This window comes from Streptomyces sp. YIM 130001 (assembly GCF_003574445.1).
GTDB lineage: Bacteria > Actinomycetota > Actinomycetes > Streptomycetales > Streptomycetaceae > Streptomyces.
The window spans coordinates 153806-177928 of sequence record NZ_KZ984564.1 but is presented as its reverse complement, the minus strand read 5'-3'; the positions used below and the strand labels follow the sequence as shown (position 1 = coordinate 177928).

At 70.8% G+C, this 24123-nt stretch carries 21 protein-coding genes and 3 tRNA genes; 13 read left to right on the top strand and 11 right to left on the bottom strand.

Going from position 1 to position 24123, the window contains the following annotated elements; genetic code table 11:
- Window positions 1-37: 37 nt before the first annotated feature.
- Window positions 38-889: a DUF8083 family protein gene (locus tag DSC45_RS27520; protein ID WP_119294658.1), complete on the bottom strand. Its 852-nt coding sequence runs from the start codon at window positions 887-889 to the stop codon at window positions 38-40.
- 207 nt (window positions 890-1096) lie between these two features.
- On the opposite strand from DSC45_RS27520, the gene DSC45_RS27515 reads away from it, so the two are divergent.
- Both DSC45_RS27515 and DSC45_RS27510 read left to right on the top strand, forming a co-directional pair.
- Window positions 1097-2188, top strand: a complete 1092-nt coding sequence (locus DSC45_RS27515) for a Leu/Phe/Val dehydrogenase (RefSeq protein ID WP_119294708.1) — start codon at window positions 1097-1099, stop codon at window positions 2186-2188.
- Window positions 2189-2542: 354 nt separating this feature from the next.
- Window positions 2543-2794 carry a DUF3073 domain-containing protein gene (locus tag DSC45_RS27510; RefSeq protein WP_119294657.1) on the top strand — a complete coding sequence of 84 codons (252 nt, stop codon included), beginning with the start codon at window positions 2543-2545 and terminating at the stop codon, window positions 2792-2794.
- 121 nt (window positions 2795-2915) lie between these two features.
- On the opposite strand, the gene purM is transcribed toward DSC45_RS27510, so the two are convergent.
- Both purM and purF read right to left on the bottom strand, forming a co-directional pair.
- Window positions 2916-4010, bottom strand: a complete 1095-nt coding sequence (gene purM / locus DSC45_RS27505; protein ID WP_119294656.1) for a phosphoribosylformylglycinamidine cyclo-ligase — start codon at window positions 4008-4010, stop codon at window positions 2916-2918.
- Between the two features lie 89 nt (window positions 4011-4099).
- The gene (gene purF / locus DSC45_RS27500; protein WP_119294655.1) at window positions 4100-5626 is read right to left on the bottom strand and encodes an amidophosphoribosyltransferase; all 1527 of its coding nucleotides are present in this window, start codon (window positions 5624-5626) and stop codon (window positions 4100-4102) included.
- A 287-nt stretch (window positions 5627-5913) separates the two neighbouring features.
- Here purF and DSC45_RS36960 point away from each other — a divergent pair, with 287 nt between their 5' ends.
- From DSC45_RS36960 to DSC45_RS27490, 3 genes are all read left to right on the top strand, one after another.
- Window positions 5914-6003, top strand: a complete 90-nt coding sequence (locus DSC45_RS36960) for a putative leader peptide (RefSeq protein WP_346426681.1) — start codon at window positions 5914-5916, stop codon at window positions 6001-6003.
- Between the two features lie 142 nt (window positions 6004-6145).
- On the top strand, window positions 6146-7660 hold the full coding sequence (locus DSC45_RS27495) for a sulfatase family protein (protein ID WP_119294654.1): 1515 nt from the start codon (window positions 6146-6148) through the stop codon (window positions 7658-7660).
- A gap of 171 nt (window positions 7661-7831) precedes the next feature.
- The gene (locus DSC45_RS27490) at window positions 7832-9169 is read left to right on the top strand and encodes an LPXTG cell wall anchor domain-containing protein (protein ID WP_119294653.1); all 1338 of its coding nucleotides are present in this window, start codon (window positions 7832-7834) and stop codon (window positions 9167-9169) included.
- Window positions 9170-9511: 342 nt separating this feature from the next.
- Here the strand turns inward: DSC45_RS27490 and DSC45_RS27485 are convergent, their stop codons facing one another.
- The 6 genes from DSC45_RS27485 to purS form a co-directional block, all read right to left on the bottom strand.
- The gene (locus DSC45_RS27485) at window positions 9512-10459 is read right to left on the bottom strand and encodes an META domain-containing protein (protein WP_119294652.1); all 948 of its coding nucleotides are present in this window, start codon (window positions 10457-10459) and stop codon (window positions 9512-9514) included.
- Between the two features lie 147 nt (window positions 10460-10606).
- The gene (locus DSC45_RS27480) at window positions 10607-11401 is read right to left on the bottom strand and encodes a maleylpyruvate isomerase family mycothiol-dependent enzyme (protein ID WP_119294651.1); all 795 of its coding nucleotides are present in this window, start codon (window positions 11399-11401) and stop codon (window positions 10607-10609) included.
- A gap of 45 nt (window positions 11402-11446) precedes the next feature.
- A complete protein-coding gene (locus DSC45_RS27475; RefSeq protein ID WP_119294650.1) occupies window positions 11447-12277 on the bottom strand; it encodes a murein hydrolase activator EnvC family protein in 831 nt (276 codons plus the stop codon).
- Between the two features lie 219 nt (window positions 12278-12496).
- The gene (purL, locus tag DSC45_RS27470) at window positions 12497-14746 is read right to left on the bottom strand and encodes a phosphoribosylformylglycinamidine synthase subunit PurL (RefSeq protein WP_119294649.1); all 2250 of its coding nucleotides are present in this window, start codon (window positions 14744-14746) and stop codon (window positions 12497-12499) included.
- Window positions 14746-15450 (bottom strand): phosphoribosylformylglycinamidine synthase subunit PurQ, encoded by a 705-nt coding sequence (gene purQ / locus DSC45_RS27465; protein WP_119294648.1) that lies wholly within the window; start codon window positions 15448-15450, stop codon window positions 14746-14748. The genes purL and purQ overlap by 1 nt, the downstream gene beginning before the upstream one ends.
- A gap of 1 nt (window position 15451) precedes the next feature.
- Window positions 15452-15751, bottom strand: coding sequence for a phosphoribosylformylglycinamidine synthase subunit PurS (gene purS / locus DSC45_RS27460; protein ID WP_119294647.1), 300 nt, complete (start codon window positions 15749-15751; stop codon window positions 15452-15454).
- A gap of 532 nt (window positions 15752-16283) precedes the next feature.
- Between purS and DSC45_RS27455 the strand changes: the two genes are divergently transcribed.
- The 8 genes from DSC45_RS27455 (at window position 16284) to DSC45_RS27420 (ending at window position 21328) form a co-directional block, all read left to right on the top strand.
- Window positions 16284-16628, top strand: a complete 345-nt coding sequence (locus DSC45_RS27455; protein WP_119294707.1) for a histone-like nucleoid-structuring protein Lsr2 — start codon at window positions 16284-16286, stop codon at window positions 16626-16628.
- 146 nt (window positions 16629-16774) lie between these two features.
- Window positions 16775-16846 (top strand) — tRNA-Gly (locus DSC45_RS27450).
- Window positions 16847-16926: 80 nt separating this feature from the next.
- A tRNA-Gly gene (locus tag DSC45_RS27445) sits at window positions 16927-16999 on the top strand.
- 160 nt (window positions 17000-17159) lie between these two features.
- A complete protein-coding gene (locus DSC45_RS27440; protein WP_119294646.1) occupies window positions 17160-18152 on the top strand; it encodes an ABC transporter ATP-binding protein in 993 nt (330 codons plus the stop codon).
- Entirely contained in the window at window positions 18149-18961 is an 813-nt protein-coding gene (locus DSC45_RS27435) for an ABC transporter permease (RefSeq protein WP_119294645.1), read from the top strand. Before DSC45_RS27440 ends, DSC45_RS27435 begins: the two co-directional genes overlap by 4 nt.
- Before the next feature lie 83 nt (window positions 18962-19044).
- Window positions 19045-20574 (top strand): sensor histidine kinase, encoded by a 1530-nt coding sequence (locus tag DSC45_RS27430; RefSeq protein ID WP_240434873.1) that lies wholly within the window; start codon window positions 19045-19047, stop codon window positions 20572-20574.
- Window positions 20571-21230 (top strand): response regulator transcription factor, encoded by a 660-nt coding sequence (locus DSC45_RS27425; RefSeq protein ID WP_119294644.1) that lies wholly within the window; start codon window positions 20571-20573, stop codon window positions 21228-21230. The genes DSC45_RS27430 and DSC45_RS27425 overlap by 4 nt, the downstream gene beginning before the upstream one ends.
- A 22-nt stretch (window positions 21231-21252) precedes the next feature.
- Window positions 21253-21328: transfer RNA gene (locus DSC45_RS27420), tRNA-Gly, on the top strand.
- Window positions 21329-21383: 55 nt separating this feature from the next.
- Here DSC45_RS27420 and DSC45_RS27415 read toward each other — a convergent pair.
- Entirely contained in the window at window positions 21384-22283 is a 900-nt protein-coding gene (locus DSC45_RS27415; RefSeq protein WP_119294643.1) for a phosphoribosylaminoimidazolesuccinocarboxamide synthase, read from the bottom strand.
- A 157-nt stretch (window positions 22284-22440) separates the two neighbouring features.
- Window positions 22441-23925, bottom strand: coding sequence for a N,N-dimethylformamidase beta subunit family domain-containing protein (locus DSC45_RS27410; protein WP_119294642.1), 1485 nt, complete (start codon window positions 23923-23925; stop codon window positions 22441-22443).
- Window positions 23926-24123 lie beyond the last annotated feature (198 nt).

Below are 24123 nucleotides of genomic sequence, written 5' to 3'. Positions count from 1 at the left end.
GCAAAAGCCGTGAAGTTGACCACATGTACCGTTTTGGTCAGTTTGCGAACTGGCGGTAACGCACCGAACGCCAGCGCTCCACGAACCGCGCGTACGCCGCACCGGCCCCGTCGCCGTCGCCGTTGCGCAGCGCCTCGATGCCCTCGGCGATGTCCGCCGCCGAGTGGTCGGCGTCGAGCAGTTCGTCCGACAGCGTGTGCACCAGGCCGCCGTAGTCCAGCTCCACCAGCGAACGCGGGTGGAACTCCTCGAGCCAGCGGCCCACATCCACCAGGCCGTCGATCAGCGGCCCCTCCTCGATCGCGTCCCGCAGGGTCTTGAGCGCGCGGGCCACTCGGCGGCGGGCCTCCACCATCGGCGTGCGGTAGCGGAGCATCGCGGGCACGCCCGGTTCGACCTCGTCCGCGGGTACGAACCTGCGCTCGACGTCGTCCACCAGCACGAACCAGTTCACCGGGACCTGCCAGGTGCAGGTACGAATCCACGGCCGTGCGTCCGGATTCCGCTCGCGCCACCGCTCGTAGTCGGCCGCCGCCTGCCGGCGCACCACCGGCGGCAGTACGGCGTCCAGGACCGGGGCCGGCAGCTCGTCACCGACCTCGCCGAGCGCCTGCCAGCCGCGCAGCCGGGTGCGCCACGGACAGATGCAGACCACGCCGTCCGGCCGTGCCACGAATGCGTCCGCGCTCTCGTGCACCGGTACCGGGATCGGCGGAGTGGGCAGCAAGTCGCCCAGTGAGCGCCGCAGTTCGTCCTGGTACGAGGGATGGTCGTCGCGCTCCGCGTACCGCGCCCAGTGACTGCGCTCGGGCTCAGGAAAGGCGGCCAGAGGCTCGTACACGCGCAGGTAGCTCGCGTACGGCACACACACCGATGACACCTTGGGCACGCCGTCTCCCTCCCCCGTCGCGCGACGGGAAAACACCTCGCATCGTGTCACGGGGCCGGGGTGGTAGAAGGTGATCGGCTCATGCGGGGCACCGGGCGGGCGATCGAGGCTTAGTCTCTTGCTCACAGCCCTCCGGTCCCGCCGGCCACAAGCGGGCGGACCGCGAGAACTGATCCATCCGGTGCTACACACATGGGAGTCACCACCGTGACCGAAATGACCGGCGCACCTGCTCAGGTACTGCACACCCTGTTCCACTCGGACCAGGGTGGCCACGAGCAAGTCGTCCTCTGCCAGGACCGGGCCAGCGGCCTGAAGGCCGTCATCGCCCTCCACTCGACCTCCCTGGGCCCCGCCCTCGGCGGCACACGCTTCTATCCGTACGCGAGCGAGGAAGAGGCCGTCGCCGACGCCCTCAACCTGTCGCGCGGGATGTCGTACAAGAACGCCATGGCCGGGCTCGACCACGGCGGCGGCAAGGCCGTGATCATCGGTGACCCCGAGCAGATCAAGACCGAGGAACTGCTGCTCGCCTACGGCCGGTTCGTCGCCTCGCTCGGTGGCCGCTACGTCACCGCCTGCGACGTCGGCACCTATGTCTCCGACATGGACGTGGTCGCCCGCGAGTGCCGCTGGACCACCGGCCGCTCGCCCGAGAACGGCGGCGCCGGCGACTCCTCCGTCCTCACCGCCTTCGGCGTCTACCAGGGCATGCGCGCCTCGGCCCGGCATCTGTGGGGCGAGGCGTCGCTGCGCGGCCGCACCGTCGGTGTCGCCGGCGTCGGAAAGGTCGGCCACCACCTCGTGGAGCATCTGCTCGAGGACGGGGCCGAGGTCGTCGTCACCGACGTCCGCGCCGAGTCCGTACGCCGGATCACCGACAGGCACCCGGGAGTGCGCGCCGTCGCCGACACCGCCGAGCTGATCCGCACCGAGGGCCTCGACGTGTACGCCCCCTGCGCGCTCGGCGGCGCACTGAACGACGACACCGTCCCCGTGCTCACCGCCGAGGTGGTCTGCGGCGCGGCCAACAACCAGCTCGAGCACCCGGGTGTGGAGAAGGACCTCGCCGACCGCGGGATCCTCTACGCCCCGGACTACGTGGTGAACGCCGGCGGCGTGATCCAGGTCGCCGACGAGCTGCACGGCTTCGACTTCGACCGCTGCAAGACCAAGGCCGCGAAGATCTACGACACCACTCTTGCCATATTCGCTCGCGCAAAGAGTGACGGCATCCCGCCGGCCGCGGCGGCCGACCGGATCGCCGAGCAGCGCATCGCGGAGGCCCGGCGCCGCTGAGCCGCCCGTACGCCCCTTCCGCACCCGGCCGCCGATCGTGGCCGGGTGCGGAGTCGTCTCGCCTGCTCGGGAGCCGATCGCACGGCGTGCACGGAGCGTACTGAGAGACAAGCCTCACCCTCGTCGGCGGGTCGTCCTCGCAGAAGAGGTTAAAATCGCAGTTGACCAGCGCGAACAAGCCTTCTCGCGGGTCGAGGGACGAGGCGTGTGCTGTGGGCGGCGTACCGTATGGCCGTCGGAGAAGGTACCGTTGAAGACCTACGGACCGGTCTCTCTGTGGAGAGTCCGTCCTGAATCATGAACGCGTGTCAAGACTCTGGGGCCGTCGAGCCCCATATCCAAGGGGGTCGAGCCATGGGGCGCGGCCGGGCAAAGGCCAAGCAGACGAAGGTCGCCCGCCAGCTGAAGTACAGCAGCGGCGGTACTGACCTTACGCGTCTGGCCAATGAGCTGGGCGCATCGACTTCGAGCCAGCCGCCGAACGGCGAGCCGCTCGAGGACGAGGTCGAGGACGATCCGTACGCCCAGTACGCGGATCTGTACAACGCGGACGACGAGGACGAGGACGACGAGTCCGGTCCATCGTCGCAGCGCCGCGGCGCTTGACCTCGTTCACACGTCGTCAAAAAGCGCGTCATAGTGTCACTGCACCCGGTCCGGGGCGTAAGCGCCGGGCCGGGTGTTGTGCTGCCCCCGCACGCGGTGGGGACGGCGTCCGGCGGCGGCTTCAGGCGTAGTCACCGGTCAGTGCCGCCGCGGGCTGCTGCCCGTCGCGCTCCGTGATCGAACCGGCCACCCAGGCGTCCACGCCGCGGTCGGCGAGCGTGGTGAGGGCCGCGTCCACGGAATCGGCGGGGACCACGGCCATCATGCCGACGCCCATGTTCAGCGTCTTCTCCAGCTCCGCGCGCTCGACGTCGCCCGCCCTGCCGACCAGGTCGAAGACCGGGCCCGGGGTCCAGGTGGAGCGGTCGACGCCTGCGTGCAGGCCGTCGGGGATCACTCGGGCCAGGTTGTTGGCCAGTCCGCCGCCGGTGATGTGGCTGAAGGCGTGCACCTCGGTGGTCCGGGTCAGGGCCAGGCAGTCGAGGGAATAGATCCGGGTCGGCTCGAGGAGCTCCTCGCCGAGCGTCCGGCCGAGGTCGGCGACCTCCTGCTCCAGGGACATGCCCGCGCGGTCGAGCAGGACGTGCCGCACCAGCGAGTACCCGTTCGAGTGAAGTCCCGAGGACTCCATCGCCACGACGACATCGCCCGCACGGACCCGCTCCGGGCCGAGCAGCCGGTCGGCCTCCACCACGCCCGTACCGGCGCCGGCCACGTCGAACTCGTCCTGGCCGAGCAGGCCCGGGTGTTCCGCGGTCTCGCCGCCGACCAGGGCGCAGCCCGCGAGTACGCAGCCCTCGGCGATTCCCTTCACGATGGCCGCGACGCGCTCCGGGTGGACCTTGCCCACGCAGATGTAGTCGGTCATGAACAGCGGTTCCGCGCCGCACACCACCAGGTCGTCCACGACCATGCCGACCAGGTCGCGGCCGATCGTGTCGTACACGCCGAGGCGGCGGGCGAGGTCGACCTTGGTGCCCACGCCGTCCGTGGCGGAGGCGAGCAGCGGCCGCTCGTAGCGCTTCAGGGCCGAGGCGTCGAAGAGGCCGGCGAAGCCGCCGAGACCGCCGAGGCCGGTGGTCTCGGGGCGCTGGGTCTTCTTCACCCACTCCTTCATCAGCTCTACGGCGCGGTCGCCCGCTTCGATGTCGACACCCGCGGCCGCGTAACTGGCGCCGGTGCCCGCGGACTCGGTCCGATCGTCGGATACAGACATGAGGCAGAGAACTTTCGGGTCGGTATGTGGGGGCGCCGCCCGGACTTCATTCCGGGTGGGTGCGTCCCCCGGACGGAGGTCCGGGGGAGCTACGGACGACGGATCGCGTCGGTCGCGGCGCTGGAGGCGGCGCCGGCAGCGAGCTCGGTCTCCAGGAGCTGCTTGCCGAGAAGTTCGGGATCCGGGAGGTCCATCGGGTACTCACCGTCGAAGCAGGCACGGCAGAGGTTCGGCTTGGCGATGGTGGTCGCCTCGATCATGCCGTCGGTCGAGATGTACGAGAGCGAGTCGGCGCCGAGCGAGGCGCCGATCTCCTCCACCGTCATGCCGTTGGCGATCAGCTCGGCGCGGGTGGCGAAGTCGATGCCGAAGAAGCAGGGCCACTTGATGGGCGGCGACGAGATCCGCACGTGGATCTCGGCGGCGCCGGCCTCGCGGAGCATCCGCACGAGGGCGCGCTGGGTGTTACCGCGCACGATCGAGTCGTCGACGACGACCAGGCGCTTGCCGCGGATGACTTCCTTGAGCGGGTTCAGCTTCAGACGGATGCCGAGCTGGCGGATCGTCTGCGAGGGCTGGATGAAGGTACGGCCGACATAGGCGTTCTTCACCAGGCCCGAGCCGTACGGGATGCCGCTGGCCTCCGCGTAGCCGATGGCGGCTGGGGTGCCGGACTCCGGCGTGGCTATCACCAGGTCGGCGTCGGCCGGAGCTTCCTTGGCGAGCTTGCGGCCCATCTCCACGCGGGACAGATAGACGTTCCGGCCGGCGATATCGGTGTCGGGGCGGGCCAGGTAGACGTACTCGAAGACGCAGCCCTTGGGCTTTGCTTCAGCGAACTTGGACGACCGCATGCCGTTCTCGTCGATGGCGATCAGCTCGCCCGGCTCGACCTCACGGACGTAGGCCGCTCCGCAGATGTCCAGCGCGGCGGACTCCGAGGCGACCACCCAGCCGCGCTCGAGACGGCCGAGCACCAGCGGACGGATCCCCTGCGGGTCGCGGGCCGCGTACAGGGTCTGCTCGTCCATGAAGACGAGCGAGAAGGCGCCGGACACCTCGGGCAGGACCTTGGGAGCCGCTTCCTCGATGGTCAGCGGCTTGCCGTCGTCGTCGGTCTGACCGGCGAGCAGGGCGGTGACCAGGTCGGTGTCATTGGTGGCCGCGACCTGGGTCGCGCGGCCGTTCTCCTTGGGGAGGTCGGCGACCATCTCGGCGAGCTGCGCCGTGTTCACCAGGTTGCCGTTGTGGCCGAGCGCGATCGAGCCGTGCGCGGTGGCACGGAACGTCGGCTGGGCGTTCTCCCACACCGAGGCTCCGGTGGTGGAGTAGCGGGCATGGCCCACTGCGATATGGCCCTGGAGCGAGCCCAGGGACGTTTCGTCGAAGACTTGCGAGACCAGTCCCATGTCCTTGAAGACCAGGATCTGCGACCCGTTGCTCACTGCGATGCCCGCGGACTCCTGTCCGCGGTGCTGCAGGGCATACAGTCCGAAATAAGTGAGCTTGGCGACCTCTTCGCCCGGAGCCCAGACACCGAAGACGCCGCAAGCGTCCTGGGGGCCTTTCTCACCGGGGAGCAGGTCGTGGTTGAGTCGTCCATCACCACGAGGCACGCCACCGAGTGTAGGCGAGATCGACCACTGGTCCGAATTGGGGACGGGGCCCGCGAAAGGCCGGGCCCGGGCCGGTGATCCGCTCCCGACGTGCGCGGATCGCGCTCGTGCGGGCCGTCGGAGCCCGTGCGGAGGCCGTCGCCGGACGGCATCGGAGCGGCCCGGATGCGTCACGGATCACATTCCACGGGGCCCGGTGTCCGCGGTACGGACAGTGGCGGGCGGATCCGTCCGAGGCGCGGACGCCTCATTGACAGGTTCGGTCGTTCTCGGTCAGGCTCCCGGCCATGCAGCCCCTCGGTGACCACGCGGTCACTCTCGTGGAGCGCCGCCACGTCGACCTGGTCCGTGTCGCGAGCGCCATCTGTTGCCGCTGAGCGCCTTTCCCGCTCCGCACCTCCTCGCCCTTCCCCCTTTTTCTTCCTGCCTCCCCGTGCGCGGTCGCCGCCGTCTCGGGCGCGCTGACGTGCCCTGACGACCGGTGACGCCGTACGGCGACGGCGTATGTCTGGAGACGTCATGTCCGCGCAGCACGGCTCGTCCGCACAGCACGATTCGTCCGCTCCACAGGGCCCTTCCGTAACGCACGACGACGTCGCGCCGGCCGGCGGTCCGGCCCTGTCCCGGCGGGCCCTCGGTGGCGCGGTCGGCGCCGGTGCGGCCGCCGCCGCCCTCGGCCTGTCGGGCGGTACGGCGTCGGCGGCCCCGGCCGAGGCCGTAGGGGAACGGCCCTTCGCCGCCGCCACCGGCCGCCACGCACGGCGGCCGAACATCCTGTTCATCCTCGGTGACGACCTCGGCTGGGCCGACCTCTCCAGCTACGGGTCGACGCACATCCGCACCCCGAACCTGGACCGGCTGGGCCGCCAGGGCGTGCGCTTCACCGACGCGTACTCGGGGTCGGCGACCTGCTCCCCCACCCGCTTCAGCCTGTACACCGGCCGCTACCCCGGACGCACGCGGGGCGGGCTCGCCGAGCCGATCGCCGACAACTCCGAGGGTCTCGAGCCCACTCACCCGACGCTCGCCTCCCTGCTGCGCGACTCGGGATACGCGACCGCCCTGATCGGCAAATGGCACTGCGGTTTCCTGCCGGACTACTCGCCGACGAAGTCCGGCTGGGACGAGTTCTTCGGGAACTTCGGCGGTGCCCTCGAGTACTACTCCAAGCTCGGCGGCGACGGGACGTACGACCTCTACCGCGGTTCGGTGCGTGAGGGCGACGCCGAATACAAGGACCTGCGCTACTACACCCGGATCCTCACCGAGCGGGCCGAGGACTACGTGCGCGAGGGCCGCGAGGGCGACAAGCCGTGGCTCCTGAACCTGAACTTCACCACCCCGCACTGGCCCTGGATCGCCGACGGCGACACCGAGCAGAGCGCCGAGATCGTGCGCCGGATCAAGGCCGGCGACGCGCGGGCGCTCTGGCACGCGGACGGCGGCTCGATCGCCAAGTACACGGAGATGGTCGAGGACCTGGACCGGTCCGTCGGCCGGGTGCTCGCCGCGTTGCGCGCCAGCGGGCAGGAGCGGGACACGCTGGTGTTCTTCGCCAGCGACAACGGCGGCGAGCGCTTCTCGTACAACTGGCCGCTGAGCGGGAACAAGGCGTCGCTGCAGGAGGGCGGTATCCGGGTGCCGGCGCTGCTGCGCTGGCCGGCCCGGATCGACGGCGGGCAGGTCAGCGGGGAGCCGGTGTTCACGCCGGACTGGACCGCCACATTGCTCGAGATCGCGGGTGCGCGGCCGCATCCCGCCTACCCGCTGGACGGTACGAGCCTGGCCGGATATCTGCTGCGCGGCGAGAAGGTACCGGAGCGGGACCTGTTCTGGCGGGTCAGGGGCGAACGGGCGCTGCGCCGCGGCGACTGGAAGTACTACCGCGGCAAGAGCGGCGCGGACCAGCTCTTCGACCTGGGCACCGACCAGCGCGAGCAGGCCGACCGAGCAACCGCGGAGCGCGAACTGCTCGCCGAACTGCGGGGCAGGTGGGAGGCGGTGAACGACGAGCTGCTGCCGTATCCCGCCTGATGAGGAGCCGGCGTCGGGCGGCGGGTCCGGTGATCCTTAAGGCAGCCTCAAGGCAGCCCTAACGCCCTGTGGTGAGGGGGCTGGTGGGGCGTGAGGGCACCTAACGTGGCCCGGACTCCGGCGAGTTCTCCGCCCGGAATCCCCATGACGTGTCCGGAAGGATCTCTCACCATGCTGGTGTCCCCGCGCGCCCGGCGCCGTTCGGCATTCGGCGCACTCGCCTGCGGCACGGCGCTCGCCGCCGGTTCGCTCGCACCGGCGGCGGCCGCCGAGGCGCCCGACGAGCGGCGCGTCCAGGTCGTGATGGTCGGCTTCACGGACGACTCCTTCGCGGACCCGGCGGCCACCGAGGCCATGCTCGAGAAGGCGTACTTCGGCGATTCGGAGTCCCTGACCTCGTACTACAACGAAGTGACCCGGGACGCTACGACCTTCGCGCCGGCCTCGGGCGACGGTGTGCTGGGCGGCATCGAGCTGCCCATGTCGGCGTCCGGCTGCGACAGCGGCCGGATCGCCGAGCTCACCGAGAAGGCCCTGGCCGGCAAGGGCGTCACCGAGGACGACTACGAGCACCTCTCGATCGTCTTCCCCAGCGAGAAGGCCGGCTGCGACTACGCGGGCCTCGGCTCGGTCGGCGGCGGCACCACCTGGATGCCGAACGACGGCAAAGAGATGAGCATGACCGCCCTGGTCCACGAGTTCGGGCACAACTTCGGCTACGGCCACCACATGCGGCTGCGCTGCCCCGGCACGGACCTCTCGGCCTGCAAGGAGACCGAGGACACCAGCCACAAGACACCGATGGGCGGCGGTGGTTGGGCGGCCGGTCTGACCGCGCCCGAGCTGATCCACAGCAAGTGGCTGAACGGCGACGAGGCGGTGCGGGTCGCCAAATCCGGTACGTACGAACTGCGTTCGCTGTACGGGACGGGCGACGGGGTGCGGGCTCTGGACATACCGGTCGGGGACGACCGGCTCGTGGTGGAGTTCCGCGCCGGTTCCGGGAATCTGGACCAGGGCATCGAGGGTGTCCACGCCTACCGCGTGACCGGGACCGAGTACGCCGAGTCGGCCCTGGTCGACACCACGCCCGACGCCGACCACCACGAGTCGGAGGGTGCGCCGGACGCCGACGCGCTCGCGGCCGGGAAGACGCTGGCCGATCCCTCGGCCGAGGTCGAGGTGAAGGTCGTCGACGCGGGCGAGGACTCGGCGAAGGTGGCCGTCTCGCTGGACGGCGTCCCGGCGCCGGCCGCGGCGAAGGGCGGGGCGAAGGGCGGCGGGTCGTCCGAGGACGCCTCGGGCGCGGAGCCCCAGACCGAGCGGACGAAGGCCGCGGAGTCGGCTGCCGGGCAGGACACTTCGGCCGGGAAGGCCGACGGCGATCTCGCCGCGACCGGCGCCGAATCCGACCAGACGCTGCCGTCGGCGGTGGGCGGCGGCCTGCTGCTCGCGGTCGGTGCGGTCTTCCTGCTGCGGTCGCGTCGCGGGCGGGCGACGCGGGTCTGAGTTCGGATCGTGCGGGCGGCCCGGGTAGGTACGGGCCACTCGAAGCGGTCCGTACCGGGACCGTCCGGGGGTGAGGGATCCCTGGGGCGGTTCCGAGAACGGCCGGCGCGGGCCCCATCGGGGTGGTGGGCCCGCGCACGGTCCGGCCGGGGGGAACCGGCGGGGCGTCCCTACGGGGTGCCTCTGCCGCCGGTCGGACGGGGGAGGGGGGCGCGACAGTGCTGTGCGGACCTCCTGGGGGCTGCCGGCCGGGCGGGATGCCCGGTTCCGGCGGCTCAACTTCCTGATTCTCCGGCGGACTTGAGGCGCGGCCAGGCCCGGTGCGCCGCCCGGCCGTCCGGTCTACTCGCCGTCCGGGTTCGAAACGGATCCGGTCTGCGCGCCGGGCTCCGACTTCTCGCCCGCGCCCGACTTCTCACCCGCACCCGACTTCTCACCGGCGCCCGACTTCTCACCGGCGCCCGGCTTCGCGTCCGTCGCGGCCTTCGCCGCCGCGCCCTTGCCGTCGGCGGGATTCGTCAGGGTCAGGCGGTCGCCCTCGTGCGTGTAGTCGACGGTCTTGCCGAAGAGGGCGAGCAGGGACCGCTCGGTCTTCATCTTGTCGCCCGGGCACATCTTGCGGGTCGCGCCCGCCGAGCCGAGTTCGATCTTTCCGTTGTCCCGGACGTCGGCCTTGGCGGTGACGTCGTTGCAGCCGAGGTTGCCGCGTACGGTGCCGTCCTTGCCGAACGTCAGATGCGCATCGACCTCCTTCGGGAGGGACCGGGCCGCCTTCTTGTCGACGACCGAGCCGACCTTCCACTTGGTGCCGACAAGCGGGGCGGCAGGCTTGGAAGTCAGCGCGATCCGGTCGCCGTTGCCCGCGGTGAGCGTGAGGCGGTCGCCGTCCACGGCGGCCTTCAGGCTGCCGTCGGAGAGCGCCTCGATCGCCCGGTTCTCGAAACCGGTGATCTTCTTGCCGCAGGCCATCTGGGTCCGGATCAGCTTGCCGACCTTGACCGAGTCGCCCTCGACGGCGGCCTCACCACCGAAGCCGTTGCAGCCGAGGTTGCCGGTGGCCTTGCCGTCCTTGAACGCGACGTGGGCCGCGCCGACCGCTGCCTTCGTCGTCCTGCCGTCCACGGTGATGCTCTCGACCTGCCACTTCTGGCCGGCGAGGGACGCTTCGGGCGCCCCGCCGACCTCCTTCGAACCCTCCGAACCCGCCTTCTCGGTCCCGCAGGCGGTGAGCAGGCCGAGGGCGGCCACGGCGACGGCGACGGCGCTGAGTGTGCTGCGCTGCGTATGCATGTGCCTGTGACGGAAGCAGTGGGGGATCCGGTTCCGTCCTGGTGACGGACACGGTTCCGTCCTGGTGACCGACACGCTTCCGTCCTGGTGACCGACACGCTTCCGTCCTGGTGACGGACACGCTTCCGTCCGTGCCGCGCGCGGGGCTCAGCTCATCAGCGGCAGCAGCGCCGCGAGGTCGGCCCGCTCGCCGCTGGCGGCGACCTTCGCCCCGTCCAGGGCCGACTGCCAGTCCGTCCGTCCGGTGGCCAGCCGGATCCAGGTCAGCGGGTCGGTCTCCACCACGTTCGGCGGGGTGCCGCGGGTGTGGCGAGGGCCTTCGATGCACTGCACGACGGCGTACGGCGGGATGCGGACCTCCGTGGACGCACCGGGTGCCCGGGCGGCGAGGGTGTCGGCGAGCAGCCGCGTGCAGGCGGCGACCGCCTGGCGCTCCAGCGGGATCCCGAGGCCCGTCGCACGGTTCAAGTCATCGGTGTGGACGACGAGTTCGACGGTACGGGTGACCAGGTAGTCGGCGAGTCTCATCGCGCCGGACCGCACGGCGAGCAGTCGGCCGTCGGTGGCGTCGGCGAGGCGGCGTTCGAACCGCTCGGCCACCTCGTCGTAGAGCCCCACCAGATCCGGCTTCCGCTCCGCGACCCCCTGCGTGTGCTCGGCGACCGCCTCGGCGAAACCGGCCGTCAGCTGCGGGTACTCGAGCAGCCCGGTCGGCCGCCCGGCGGGCTCCGGCTCGTCCAGGCAGCGGCTGACGCTCTCGACCGTCATGGTCAGATGCACGGCGAGCTCACGTACCGTCCAGTCGCCGAGCCCGGTGGGCGCCGCGAGCTGCTCCGCGGTCAACCCGCGGATCGCGCCGTGCACCTGGCCGAACTGCCGGGTCACGGCCGCCCTGATCTTGGCGGAGTCGTACGTACGGGCGCGGGGCTTGGCTGTCGGCATGCGGGCGAGAATAGCTCTGCCGGCGGGCGAGATCGGCGCTGCCGCTCACTCCTGCGCGGAGGGCGCCGAGTCGACCGTGAACCGCTCGCCGTTCCGCGGCACTCCGACGTTCCGCCAGCGGAACGGCCTGCCGCGGGCGGTGTCGAGGTCCGGTCCGTCCATCAGCTGGAAGTGCAGATGCGGTTCGGTGGTGTTTCCCGAGTTGCCGCAGCGGCCGAGGAGCTGACCGGCGGCGACCCGGTCGCCCGCGCGGACGGGGATCGACCCTCGCTGGACGTGGGCGTACGCGGCGTACAGGCCATCGCCGAGGTCCAGGATCACGTGGTTGCCCAACACCCGGTCGGGGCCGAGGAGTCCGCGCAGCTCCCCCTCGGCCAGGAGCACGTAGAGGAACCCGATCACCGAGTTCCGGCTCAGATGGTCACGCCGGCCGTCGGACATGGCGACCACGGTGGCGTCCGCGACCGCGTAGAGCGGGCTGCCGAAACCCGGGAACGACTCCGGGCGCCGCGCGATCGGCCACAGCCAGGCGAAGCGCGGACGGCCCGTGCCCTCCGGCTCGGGCACCACGTCGATGGCGTAGGTCTGGCCGAAGTGGTGGACGCCGTGGCTCGGCGTGCGGTCCGCCGGGCTGTTCATCGCGGACCAGCGTCCGGTGACCGGCGCCTGCACCTCCACCGTCTCGTGCCGCACGCTCTTCTGGTACCGGCTCGACATCCGTCCGAGCGTGATCCCGATCGCGTACGAGACGATCAGCGGGCCGAAGACGATCCACAGCGGCGGCTGCAGGTCCTTGATCAGGTAGACCACGATCAGCGCCACGAAGGCCACCAGGAGCAGGCGCTGCAGGACGGCGAACGACTTGCGTACGAGCATGAGTTCCCCCGGGTTCTCGCGGTACGGGTCGAGCCGGCTCGGATCCGGTCGGGCGTGGAGCGCGTCAGGTGCGGGTCGGGCGCGCGGTAGGTCGGAACACGCTATTACGGAAGCCCGGCCGGCGGAGACCACGCGGAGCGACACCCGCTCCCCCGGGCACGCCGCGGCCCCCGCCCGGACGGATCCGGAACGGGGGCCGCGGGTGAACGAACTCCGTGCTCAGGCGAAGAGCGAGGGCACCGTCTCCTGGTGCGCGGAGCGCAGCTCGGCCAGCGACAGCGTGAACTCGCCCTGCACCTCCACCGCGTCACCGTCGACCACGCCGATCCGGGTCGCCGGAAGCCCCCGCGCACCGCACATGTCGGTGAAGCGGAGCTCCTCGCTGCGCGGCACCGCGACCACGGCACGACCGGCCGACTCCGAGAACAGGAGAGTGAACGCGTCGAGGCCGTCGGGGACGACGAGCCGCGCGCCGTTGCCGCCGCGCAGACAGGACTCCGTGACCGCCTGCACCAGACCACCGTCGGACAGGTCGTGTGCGGCGTCGATCATGCCGTCGCGCGAGGCCGAGATCAGGATCTCGGCGAGCAGCTGCTCGCGCCCGAGGTCGACCTTCGGCGGCAGCCCGCCGAGGTGCCCGTGCACGACGTCCGACCAGGCGGAACCGCCGAACTCCTGGCGGGTGTCGCCGAGCAGGTACAGCAGCTGGCCGCTCTCCCGGAAGGCGATCGGGGTGCGCCGGGCCACGTCGTCGATCACACCGAGGACGGCGACGACCGGCGTCGGGTGGATGGCGGCCTCGCCGGTCTGGTTGTACAGCGAGACATTGCCGCCGGTGACCGGGGTGCCGAGTTCGAGGCAGCCGTCGGCGAGACCGCGGATGGCCTCGGCGAACTGCCACATCACGTCGGGGTCCTCGGGCGAACCGAAGTTGAGGCAGTCGGAGATCGCGAGCGGCCGTGCGCCGGTGGCGGCGACATTGCGGTACGACTCGGCGAGCGCCAACTGCGCGCCCGTGTAGGGGTCGAGCTTGGCGAACCGGCCGTTGCCGTCGGTGGCGAGGGCGACGCCGAGGCCGGTCTCCTCGTTGATCCGGATCATGCCGGAGTCCTCGGGCTGGGCGAGCACGGTGTTGCCCTGCACGAAACGGTCGTACTGGTCCGTGACCCAGGCCTTCGACGCCTGGTTCGGCGAGCCGACGACCTGGAGGACCTGCGCGCGCAGCGCGTCACCGTCGGCCGGGCGAGCCAGCTCGCCGGCGTCGTCGGCCTGCAGCGCGTCCTGCCAGTCGGGACGGGCGTACGGGCGCTCGTAGACCGGGCCGTCGTGGGCGACCGTGCGCGGGTCGACGTCGACGATCTTCTCGCCGTGCCAGAAGATCTCGAGCCGGGTGCCGTCGGTGACCTCACCGACGACGGTGGCGATGACATCCCACTTCTCGCAGATCGCGAGGAACCGCTCGACCTTGTCCGGCTCGACGACCGCACACATGCGTTCCTGCGACTCGCTCATGAGGATCTCCTCGGGCGAGAGCGTGGAGTCGCGCAGGGGTACGTCGTCCAGCTCGACGCGCATACCGCCGGAGCCGTTGGATGCCAACTCCGAGGTGGCGCAGGACAGTCCGGCCGCGCCGAGGTCCTGGATGCCGACCACGAGCTGCTCGGCGAAGGCCTCCAGGGTGCACTCGATGAGGAGCTTCTCCTGGAAGGGGTCGCCGACCTGCACGGCCGGGCGCTTGCTCGGCTTGGTGGCGTCGAAGGTCTCGGAGGCCAGGATGGAGGCGCCGCCGATGCCGTCGCCGCCGGTGCGGGCGCCGTACAGGATGACCTTGTTGCCGGTGCCGGAGGCCTTGGCGAGGTGGATGTCCTCGTGCCGCATGACGCCGATCGCACCGGCGTTGACCAGCGGGTTGCCCTGGTAGCAGGCGTCGAAGACCAGCTCGCCGCCGATGTTGGGCAGGCCGAGGCAGTTGCCGTAGCCGCCGATGCCGGCGACGACGCCGGGCAGCACGCGCTTGGTGTCGGGGTGGTCGGCCGCGCCCATCCGCAGCGGATCGACGACGGCGACCGGGCGCGCACCCATCGCGATGATGTCGCGCACGATGCCGCCGACGCCGGTGGCCGCGCCCTGGTAGGGCTCGACGTACGACGGGTGGTTGTGCGACTCGACCTTGAAGGTGACCGCGTAGCCCTCGCCGACGTCGACGACACCGGCGTTCTCGCCGATGCCGACGAGCATCGCGTCGGACTGCGGGGCCTTCTCGCCGAACTGCTTGAGGTGCACCTTGCTGCTCTTGTACGAGCAGTGCTCGGACCACATCACGGAGTACATGGCGAGCTCGGCGCCGGTGGGACGGCGGCCGAGGATCTCGCGGACCCGGGCGTACTCGTCCTCCTTGAGGCCGAGTTCCTTCCAGGGCAGCTCGACGTCGGGGGTCTGTTCCGCGTGCTTGACGGTGTCGAGGCTCATCAGGCGTTGACCAAATTCTTGAGGATCGAGGTGAAGAATCCGAGGCCGTCGGTGCGGCCGGTCCCGATGAGCGGCTCGACCGCGTGCTCGGGGTGCGGCATGAGGCCGACGACGTTGCCCGCCGCGTTGGTGATGCCGGCGATATCGCGCAGCGAGCCGTTGGGGTTGCCGTAGCCGTCGGCGCTCTCGCCGGCGGTGGCGTAGCGGAAGGCGACCCGGCCCTCGGCCTCGAGCGCGTCGAGGGTGCGCTCGTCGGCGACGTAGCGGCCGTCGATGTTCTTGAGCGGGATCGAGATCTCCTGGCCCTGCGTGTAGTCCGCGGTCCAGGCGGTCTCCGCGTTCTCCACGCGGAGCTTCTGGTCGCGGCAGACGAAGTGCAGATCCGTGTTCCGCAGCATGGCGCCGGGCAGCAGGTGGGTCTCGGTGAGGACCTGGAAACCGTTGCAGATACCGAGTACCGGCATTCCGGCCCTGGCCTGCTCGATGACGGTCTCCATCAGCGGCGAGAAACGGGAGATCGCGCCGGCCCGCAGATAGTCGCCGTAGGAGAATCCGCCGGGCAGCACAACCGCGTCGACCTGCCCCAGGTTCTTGTCCCGGTGCCACAGCGGCACGGGTTCGGCGCCGGCGACCCGAACGGCGCGCTGGGTGTCCCGGTCGTCGAGCGTGCCGGGAAAGGTGACGACTCCGATGCGAGCAGTCACGTCAACTCCCGGACTTCGCGGGGACGTCGGGGGTCACGGGGTTCTCGATGCCCTCGGCGTTCTCGACCTTGACGACGAAGTCCTCGATCACGGTGTTGGCGAGGAACGTTTCGGCCAGCTCGTGGATGCGGGCGAGTGCGGCGTCGTCGACCGCGCCCTCCACCTCGAGCTCGAAGCGCTTCCCCTGGCGTACGTCCGCGATTCCCTCGAATCCGAGACGCGGCAGTGCACGCTGCACCGCCTGTCCCTGGGGGTCGAGGATCTCGGGCTTGAGCATGACGTCGACTACGACGCGTGCCACTGGCACTCCCGGTGTGTGGTGCGTGAGCAGGTCTCATCAGACTACCCGCCGAAAATTTCTACGCGGGTAGACAACGGGCGGAAGGGGACCGCACATAACGACCGCTGTAAGGACCGCTGTAAGGACTGCCGTAAGGACCGCCCTGAGTACGGACAGAAGTGGAGCCGGAAGGGCCGTCGGAACAGTCGCCGGAAGGGCTGCCGGAAGAGAACCGGAAGGCCGGCGGGAACACCGGAGGAACGCCGCACGGAAGTGTGGACATCGGCCGGGACTTGCGGCGATCACGTGACCGTCATCACGTTCCCGCATACCGGACGGGCCACCCAGGGAAAATTCTGGGAAAAAGACAGGACTGACATTGCATCCGGACACGCGGACGGATTTAGTCGGGCTTCACAATGCATTGCCGGGCCCTGTACAAAGGATTCGACAAGCAATAGCTCAATAGTCCTGGCAATGCCCCCTAAAACAACCGGCCAGTCGGCGTCACCGCATGTCAGCGCGGTGATTCCGCATGAAGGGACCGATTTTCGTGGCGCAGCGTGTCGTGGTCACCCTCTCCGACGACATCGACGGCGGAGAAGCAGCGGAAACCATTGCCTTCGGCCTGGACGGCAAGTCGTACGAGATCGACCTCAATCCCGCCAATGCCAAGAAACTGCGCAGCGCGCTCGCGCCGTACCTGCACGCGGGCCGCAAGCAGCCGAAATCCGGCACGAAGGCGAGCGTCAGGAACGGCCGCCCCACGGCGACCTTCACCACGGTGACGGCCGACCCCGCGGCGGTGCGCGCCTGGGCCCGTTCGCACAAGATGGACGTCCCGGCCCGCGGCCGGATCCCCAAGAAGGTCTACGAGGCGTTCAACGCGGCCAACTGACCGCGGAACGCCGCCGTCCCGATCCGGTCCGCCGATCGCGGAACGGACCGGCGACGCATCCGACTTGCGCTCCACCCCTGCAGGTCGGCTAAAGTCTGGAGCGCGCCGCGGGGCCAGGCCACAAGGCCGGACTCCACGGAGGACGCGCGGGTGTAGTTCAGTAGTAGAACACCCCCTTTCCAAGGGGGAGGCGCAGTGTGCAATTCCTGTCACCCGCTCCGGCATCTCCTTCCGGTCGAGTAATTCGATCAGGTAGGCTGATGCACGCGCCGATCGGTGAAAGCCGGTCGGATGCCATGCGGACGTAGCTCAGCTGGTAGAGCGCAACCTTGCCAAGGTTGAGGTCGCGAGTTCGAACCTCGTCGTCCGCTCGGGAAAGAAGCCCTGGTACATCTCGTACCGGGGCTTCTTCGTTGTCCGGACGCACCCCGGTCCGCGCAAGCGCCGCTCTCCCCGGCTTCTGACATTTGTCACGCAGGTCCATGACACCTCGCACTGCCGCCGGCCCGTCGCCGCCGGGAGGCTTGAGCCATGACCACACAGAGCCCAGCGGGGGACGAATCCGTGATTGAAGTCACCGATCTACGACGGGTGTACGGAGGCGAATTCGAGGCCGTACGCGGCGTCTCGTTCGAGGTCGGCAAGGGCGAACTCTTCGCCCTGCTCGGCACCAACGGCGCCGGCAAGACCTCGACCGTGGAACTGCTCGAAGGCCTCGACCGGCCGGCCGGCGGCCAGGTCCGCATCCTCGGCCACGACCCGTACACCGAGCGGAACCTGGTGCGCCCGAGGGTCGGGGTGATGCTGCAGGAGGGCGGCTTCCCGTCCGAGCTGACCGTGAACGAGACGCTGCGGATGTGGGCCGGCGCCACCAGCGGCGCCCGCCCGCAGGCGGAGTCGCTCGAACTGGTCGGCCTCGCCAAGCGCGGCGACGTACGCGTGAAGATGCTCTCCGGCGGCGAGAAGCGGCGCCTCGACCTGGCGCTCGCCCTGCTCGGACGGCCCGAGATGCTCTTCCTCGACGAGCCCACCACCGGCATGGACGCCGAGGGCCGGCAGGACACCTGGGACCTGGTCCGCTCGCTGCGCGACTCCGGCACCACCGTCCTGATGACCACGCACTACCTGGAAGAGGCCGAGTCGCTCGCCGACCGCCTCGCGATCATGCACGAGGGCCGGATCGCGGCCTCGGGCACACCGGCCGAGGTGACGGCCGCGGAGCCGTCCCGGATCTCCTTCGAACTGCCCGACGGCTACTTCGTCGGCGACCTGCCGCCGCTCGACTCGATCGGCATCATCGGCCACGAACTGTCCGGCCGCACCGTCAAGTTGCGCACCAAGGAGCTGCAGTTCTCGGCCACCCGGCTGCTGACCTGGGCCGCCGAACGCAACATCGAACTGCGCGCCCTCGACGTCCGCTCCGCCTCCCTCGAAGAGGCGTTCCTGCAGATCGCCCGCGAGGCCAGGAGCCAGGACGACCCCGGATTCCGTGCGGGCGACCGCCAGAAGGAGACAGTGGCATGAGCACCCTGACCACCGACAGCGCGACCACCGCCGCGGCCGGCCCCGCCAGCACGCCGGCCGGCCGGCTCACCTCGCTCGCCCGCGCCGAACTCACCCTGCTGGGCCGCAACAAGGGTGTTCTGTTCACGGCGATGGCCATTCCGCTGATCCTGCCGTTCAGCGTCTACGCCTCCGCCAAGGACACCCTCCAGGACTCCACCTCGCTGTCCATGAGCGAGATCATCCTGCCCGCGGCCATCGGCTTCTCGCTGCTCTTCGCCGTGTACAGCGCCCTGGTCAACATCTTCGTCGTACGCCGCGAGGAGCTGGTCTTCAAGCGGCTGCGCACCGGCGAACTGCAGGACGGCGAGATCCTCGCCGGGGCCGCACTGCCGTCGCTGCTCATCGGCCTCGCCCAGTCCGTACTCGTGTCCGTGGCCTGTCTGACGGTGATCGACGCCAAGGTCCCGGCGGCGGCCCACCTGATCGTGATCGGTCTGCTGCTCGGGCTCGTCCTCGCCGTGGTCGCCGCGGGCGTGACCGCGGCCCTGAGCCGTACGGCCGAGGGATCGCAGGTCACCACGCTTCCGCTGGTCTTCATCTCGATGCTCGGGTCCGGCATGGCCGTCCCGCTCGAGGTGCTGCCCGACAAGGTCGCCTCGATCTGCGAGATGCTGCCGTTCTCCCCGGTGATCGCCCTCGTACGCAGCGGCCTGACCGGAGAGCTCTCCGGCACCGAGACGCTGGCCCAGATCGGCCTCGCCGTCGCGTGGATCGTCGTCGCCGGGATCGCTGTGCGACGGTTGTTCCGGTGGGAGCCCAGGCGCTGAGCCGGGGGTGTCCGGCGGCCGCACCAGGACCGACAGGGCCTGAGGGCGGCCGGGACGCACGGACGATACGGAGGCGAACGGGCATGGGGCGCATGAAGCGCTGGCAGGCGCGGGTGTGGGGCGATCGCAGTCCGCTGGAGCGGGTCGAGTTCCAGTACCGGATGGCGCTGCGCATGCTGCCCTGGTTCTTCCTCATGAGCTGGGCGCTGCTGCCCCTGCTCCAGCTGATCGGCGACGATCTGCGGACGGTGATGCTCGGCTCGGTGGTGGCGGTGCTCTGCCTGACCATGGCCGTCATCTGCGACCGGGCGCTGGCCCCCGCGCTCGACCACTACCTGGGCCGGGGACGGCTCTCCCCGCGGACGCTGCAGATCCTGGCCACGCTGATGGGCATCGTCCTGCTCCTGCTGGTCGTCACTCAAGCACTGGGCGGGCCGGAGCAGCCGTTCCCGGCGTTCCTCGCCCTCTTCGCCACCCTTCCGTTCGCCATGACGTACTCCCTGGTGGCGCCGGTACGGACCTTCCTGCTGCGGCATCTGGCGCTCACAGCGGTCATCGGCGTGGCCTACGCCGTCGCCGGGCTGCAGGGCCTCAGCCTGTTCGCCGTGATCTGCAGCTCCTACGCCGGGCCGCTGCTCGCCCTGGCCTCGGTGCGCAGCGGAGCCTGGAGCGTCGGGGCGATGGCCCAGGCCGAGCAGGGCAAGGAGGCCCAGGCCAGACTCGCCGTCGCCGAGGAGCGGCTGCGCTTCGGACGCGATCTGCACGACGTGATGGGGCGCAACCTCGCGGTCATCGCGCTGAAGAGCGAACTGGCCGCGCGGCTCGCGTCGCGGGGGAAGCCGGAGGCCATCGAGGAGATGGCGGAGGTGCAGCGCATCGCCCGGGAGACCCAGCGCGACATGCGCGACGTGGTGCGCGGTTACCGGGAGGCGGATCTGGGCGCCGAACTGGCGGGCGCGCACGGCGTCCTGACGGCCGCAGGCATCCAGTGCGTGCTCGTCGGTACGGCCACGGCGGACACCCTGCCCGACTCCACCCAGTCGGTGCTCGGTTGGGTGGTGCGCGAGGCCACCACCAATGTGCTGGGGCACGGCGACCCGGCCCACTGCTCGGTGCTGCTGCGCCGGGACGGCGGTGACGCGGTCCTGACCGTGGAGAACGACGGTGCCGCGGGCCATCAGAAGACGGACGCGGACGCGGATGCCCTGGCTCCGGCCGGCGGCTCCGGCCTGGCCGGCCTCCGCGAACGCCTCGCCGGCGTCTCCGGAACCCTCGAGGCGGGCCTGACCCGGGGCGGCTACTTCCGTGTGACGGCCCGGGTTCCGGTGGCGGAGCGGAGTCGGTCGTCCGGGCGGACGGGAGAACCGGACTCGTCTGGGCAGCGGGCACCGGGACCGGCATCGGCGGCCACCGGCCCCGAGAACGAGGCGCAGGTCCCGGACAGCGCGGCCCGCCCGAGCGACGACGCTGCCGATGCGGAACGCGCGGAAGACGTACCCGCCGCGGAAGGAGGAGGCCGCAGCCGCAGCACCGCTGACGACCATCGGGCCGCCCCCGCGGCCCCCACCGCACAACCCACCGGAACGCTCCGGTCCGAAGGGAGGCTCGAGTGACGGCCGAGCAGCACAGCGAGCAGTCCACCGATCAGCCGGCCGCACAGTCAGCCGTACGGCTCCTGCTCGCGGACGACGAGCACCTGATCCGCGGCGCGCTGGCCGCACTGCTCGCGCTGGAGGACGACCTGGTCGTCGTCGCGGAAGCGGGCAGCGGCCCCGAGGCGATCGCCATGGCCCGTACGCACCGGCCGGACGTCGCCGTGCTCGACCTGCAGATGCCGGGCGCCGACGGTGTGAGTGTGGCCACAACGATCCGCGCCGAACTGCCCGACTGCCGGACACTGATCGTGACCAGCCACGGCCGCCCCGGCCACCTCAAACGCGCCCTCGCGGCAGGCGTACGGGGCTTCGTGCCGAAGACGGTCAGCGCCCAGCGCCTCGCCGAGATCATCCGCACCGTACGCGCCGGAAACCGTTACGTGGACCCGGAGTTGGCCGCCGACGCGATCGCGTCAGGTGACTCCCCGCTGACCGCGCGCGAGGCCGAGGTGCTGGAACTCGCGGCCGACGGCGCACCCGTGGCGGAGATCGCCGAGCGGGCCGCTCTGTCCCAGGGCACGGTCCGCAACTACCTCTCCTCCGCGGTCTCCAAGCTCGGCGTCGAGAACCGGCACGCAGCGGTGCGGCTCGCCCGGGAACACGGTTGGGTATAGTGGGCGTCGCGCTTGTGCGCAGGCGAACGTAGCTCAGTTGGTAGAGCGCAACCTTGCCAAGGTTGAGGTCGCGAGTTCGAACCTCGTCGTTCGCTCCATCGGAAAGGCCCCGGCACCCCAGGTGCCGGGGCCTTTCGCTGTGCTCGTGAGCCGCTACGCCCAGGCCAGCCCCGTCAGGCGCTCGTACGCCTCGACGTACTTGCTGCGGGTGCGGGCGACGACGGCGTCGGGGAGTGCGGGCGGGGGCTGCTCGCTCGCGCGGTCCCAGCCGGACTCGGGCGAGGTCAGCCAGTCGCGGACGTACTGCTTGTCGAACGACGGCTGTGCACGCCCGGGCTGCCAGGTGTCGGCCGGCCAGAAGCGCGACGAGTCCGGGGTGAGCACCTCATCGGCGATCACCAGCTCCTCGCCGTCGTGGCCGAATTCGAACTTCGTGTCCGCCAGGATGATGCCGCGCTCACGGGCCACGTCCCGGGCTCGCGCGTACACCGCGAGCGTCGCCTGGCGCAGCTGGGCGGCCGTCTCGGCGCCGACCTCCCGGGCGACCTCCTCGTAGCTGACGTTCTCGTCGTGCTCGCCTACGGCGGCCTTGGTGGCCGGGGTGAAGATCGGCGACGGCAGTTCGGATCCGTCCTCGAGGCCCTCGGGCAGCGCGAGACCGCAGACCGTGCGGGTCTCGCGGTACTCGGCGAGCCCCGAGCCGGTGAGGTAGCCGCGGGCCACGCACTCGACGGGCGACATCCGCAGGGAGCGGCAGATCAGCGTGCGGCCGGCCCAGTCTTCGGGGGCGCCGGCCGGGAGTTCGGTGGAGAGCACGTGGTTCGGTACGAGGTCGGCGAGCTGGTCGAACCACCAGAGCGACAGCTGGGTGAGCACCCGGCCCTTGTCCGGGATCTCGCTGGGCAGCACCCAGTCGTAGGCGGACATGCGGTCACTGGCGACCATCACGAGGTCTCCAGCCTCGTTCCGGTACAGGTCGCGGACCTTGCCGGTGTGCAGGTGCACCAGGCCGGGCACCTGGACCGGCTCGGGCTTTTCGACGAATCCGGACACGGTTTCCTCCGCGGGTCGTGCAGGTGAAACGCCCGGGGCTCCGCGGTGGGCGGTGCTGGGAGACGGGCGGACTGGCACTTGTGATTCTCCCGCACTCCCGCGGCGGTGCAGCGCGCGGGAGGTCCGGGCGCTGGTCGGCCGGGTCGGTGCGGGGCTGTCAGTCCCGTTTGCAGATGCGGTCCAGGAGGTTCGCGGTGGCCCGCTGGACCCGGGGGTCCACATGGCCGGGCCGGTCGAGCGCCGGCGACCAGGCGAACGTCCCCGAGGCGAAGACCAGGGCGCCCGACGGCGCCCGGTAGAGCGAGGTCTCCTGGTGGCGCCGGGCGCCCTCGCCGTCCTCGTACGGGGAGTGGGCGAGCAGGATGCGGCTCTCGTGCTCGGGCAGCGCGGTCCGGGGGAAGTACCGGTCGGCCTCGCCCGCCACCAGTCCCTCGATCTCGTCGCCCTCGTGGGCGCCGGTGGCCTCCCAGAGCCAGTGGTCCGCGTTCCGCACGACCAGCGGGTGGGGTTCGGGGACCCGGCCCGCGTACTGGATGCCGAGCAGCTGCTGCTCCGGCCGGTCGATCTCGCGCCACAGGGAGGGCTTTCCGGGGCCGTGGCGCTTGCGGCAGGTCAGCAGCCGGTCGGCCACTCCCGACGCGGACGGGGCCAACTCGACCTGCCAGTACAGGCTGTTGGCCGACAGGAACACCAGGGACGTGCCGTGCTCGCGGGCCCGTTCCGTGGTGCGGCGCATGGGCGCGGACCAGTATTCGTCGTGGCCCGGGAAGACCAGTCCCCGGTAGCGGGTCGGGTCGACGCGGCCCGCGTGCAGGTCCCGGGTGTCGGCGTACGCCAGGTCGTAGCCGTAGCGCTCTGCCCAGCGGATGAAATCGTAGGCGTGGCCGACGTGCAGGGGCAGGCCCGCGCCCGCGTAGGGGCGGTCGAAGGAGACCGTGATCGCCGCGTCGCTCTCGCCGAGCAGGCGGCCCTGCTCGTCCCAGGCGTGGTAGAGGCTCGCGCCGGTGCGGCCGTCCTCCGGGTAGAGGTTGTACGCCTGCCAGGTGACGTCCGGGAGCAGCAGGAGCAGGTCCGCCGGCTGGTCGTCGCGGACGGTGAACGGGATGTGCGAGCGGTACCCGTCGGTGGTGGTGAGGACGGCGACGTACGCCCCGACGTTCCAGTACGACGGGATCTGCAGGCGCCAGGAGAGCCACCAGTGGTGGCAGGAGACGGTGCGGTCGGCGGCGAGCGGGGCCGGCTGCACGATGCCGGAGAGGCGGGGGCTGGTGGTGATCTTCGCGGCGCCGTCGCCCGCGTAGTGCCCGATGCGGTAGATGTCGACGCTGAACTGCTGGGGCGGATCGACGGTGACGTGGAAGTCGATCGCCTCGCCCGGGGCCGCGGCGCCGGTGGAGGTGAAGCCCTTGATCTGCTGGTGCACGTCGTCGGCGGTACGGGGGCCGCCGGTGCGGGGGCTCGGGATGTTCCGCGCGCCGGGTGCCGGGGCGTGGTCGATGTACCAGGGGACGACCTGGCCGGTGTCGCCGAAGTAGTTCTCGCTGCCGCGCAGCCACGGCAACGGGCCCTGACCGAAGGGGTCGGTGACCGCGTGGGCGAGGGCGCCCGACTCCCACCGCCGAATCTGTTGCTCGCCGCCCACGGCGTCCCCTCCCTCTGGCCCCCGCGCCCGGCTGGTGTTGACGGCCGGTTTTCACGTGCTCGTGTCAACGACCGAGCCCAGCACATCACATAAAGCACTCACTCCGTCACCGTTCGTCGTTAATCGACGTGAACGGAACCGACAAGTCCGGAAGTTGGCAGGGGCGGGTGGGACGTGAGTGCGGTGGGGTGGCACGGA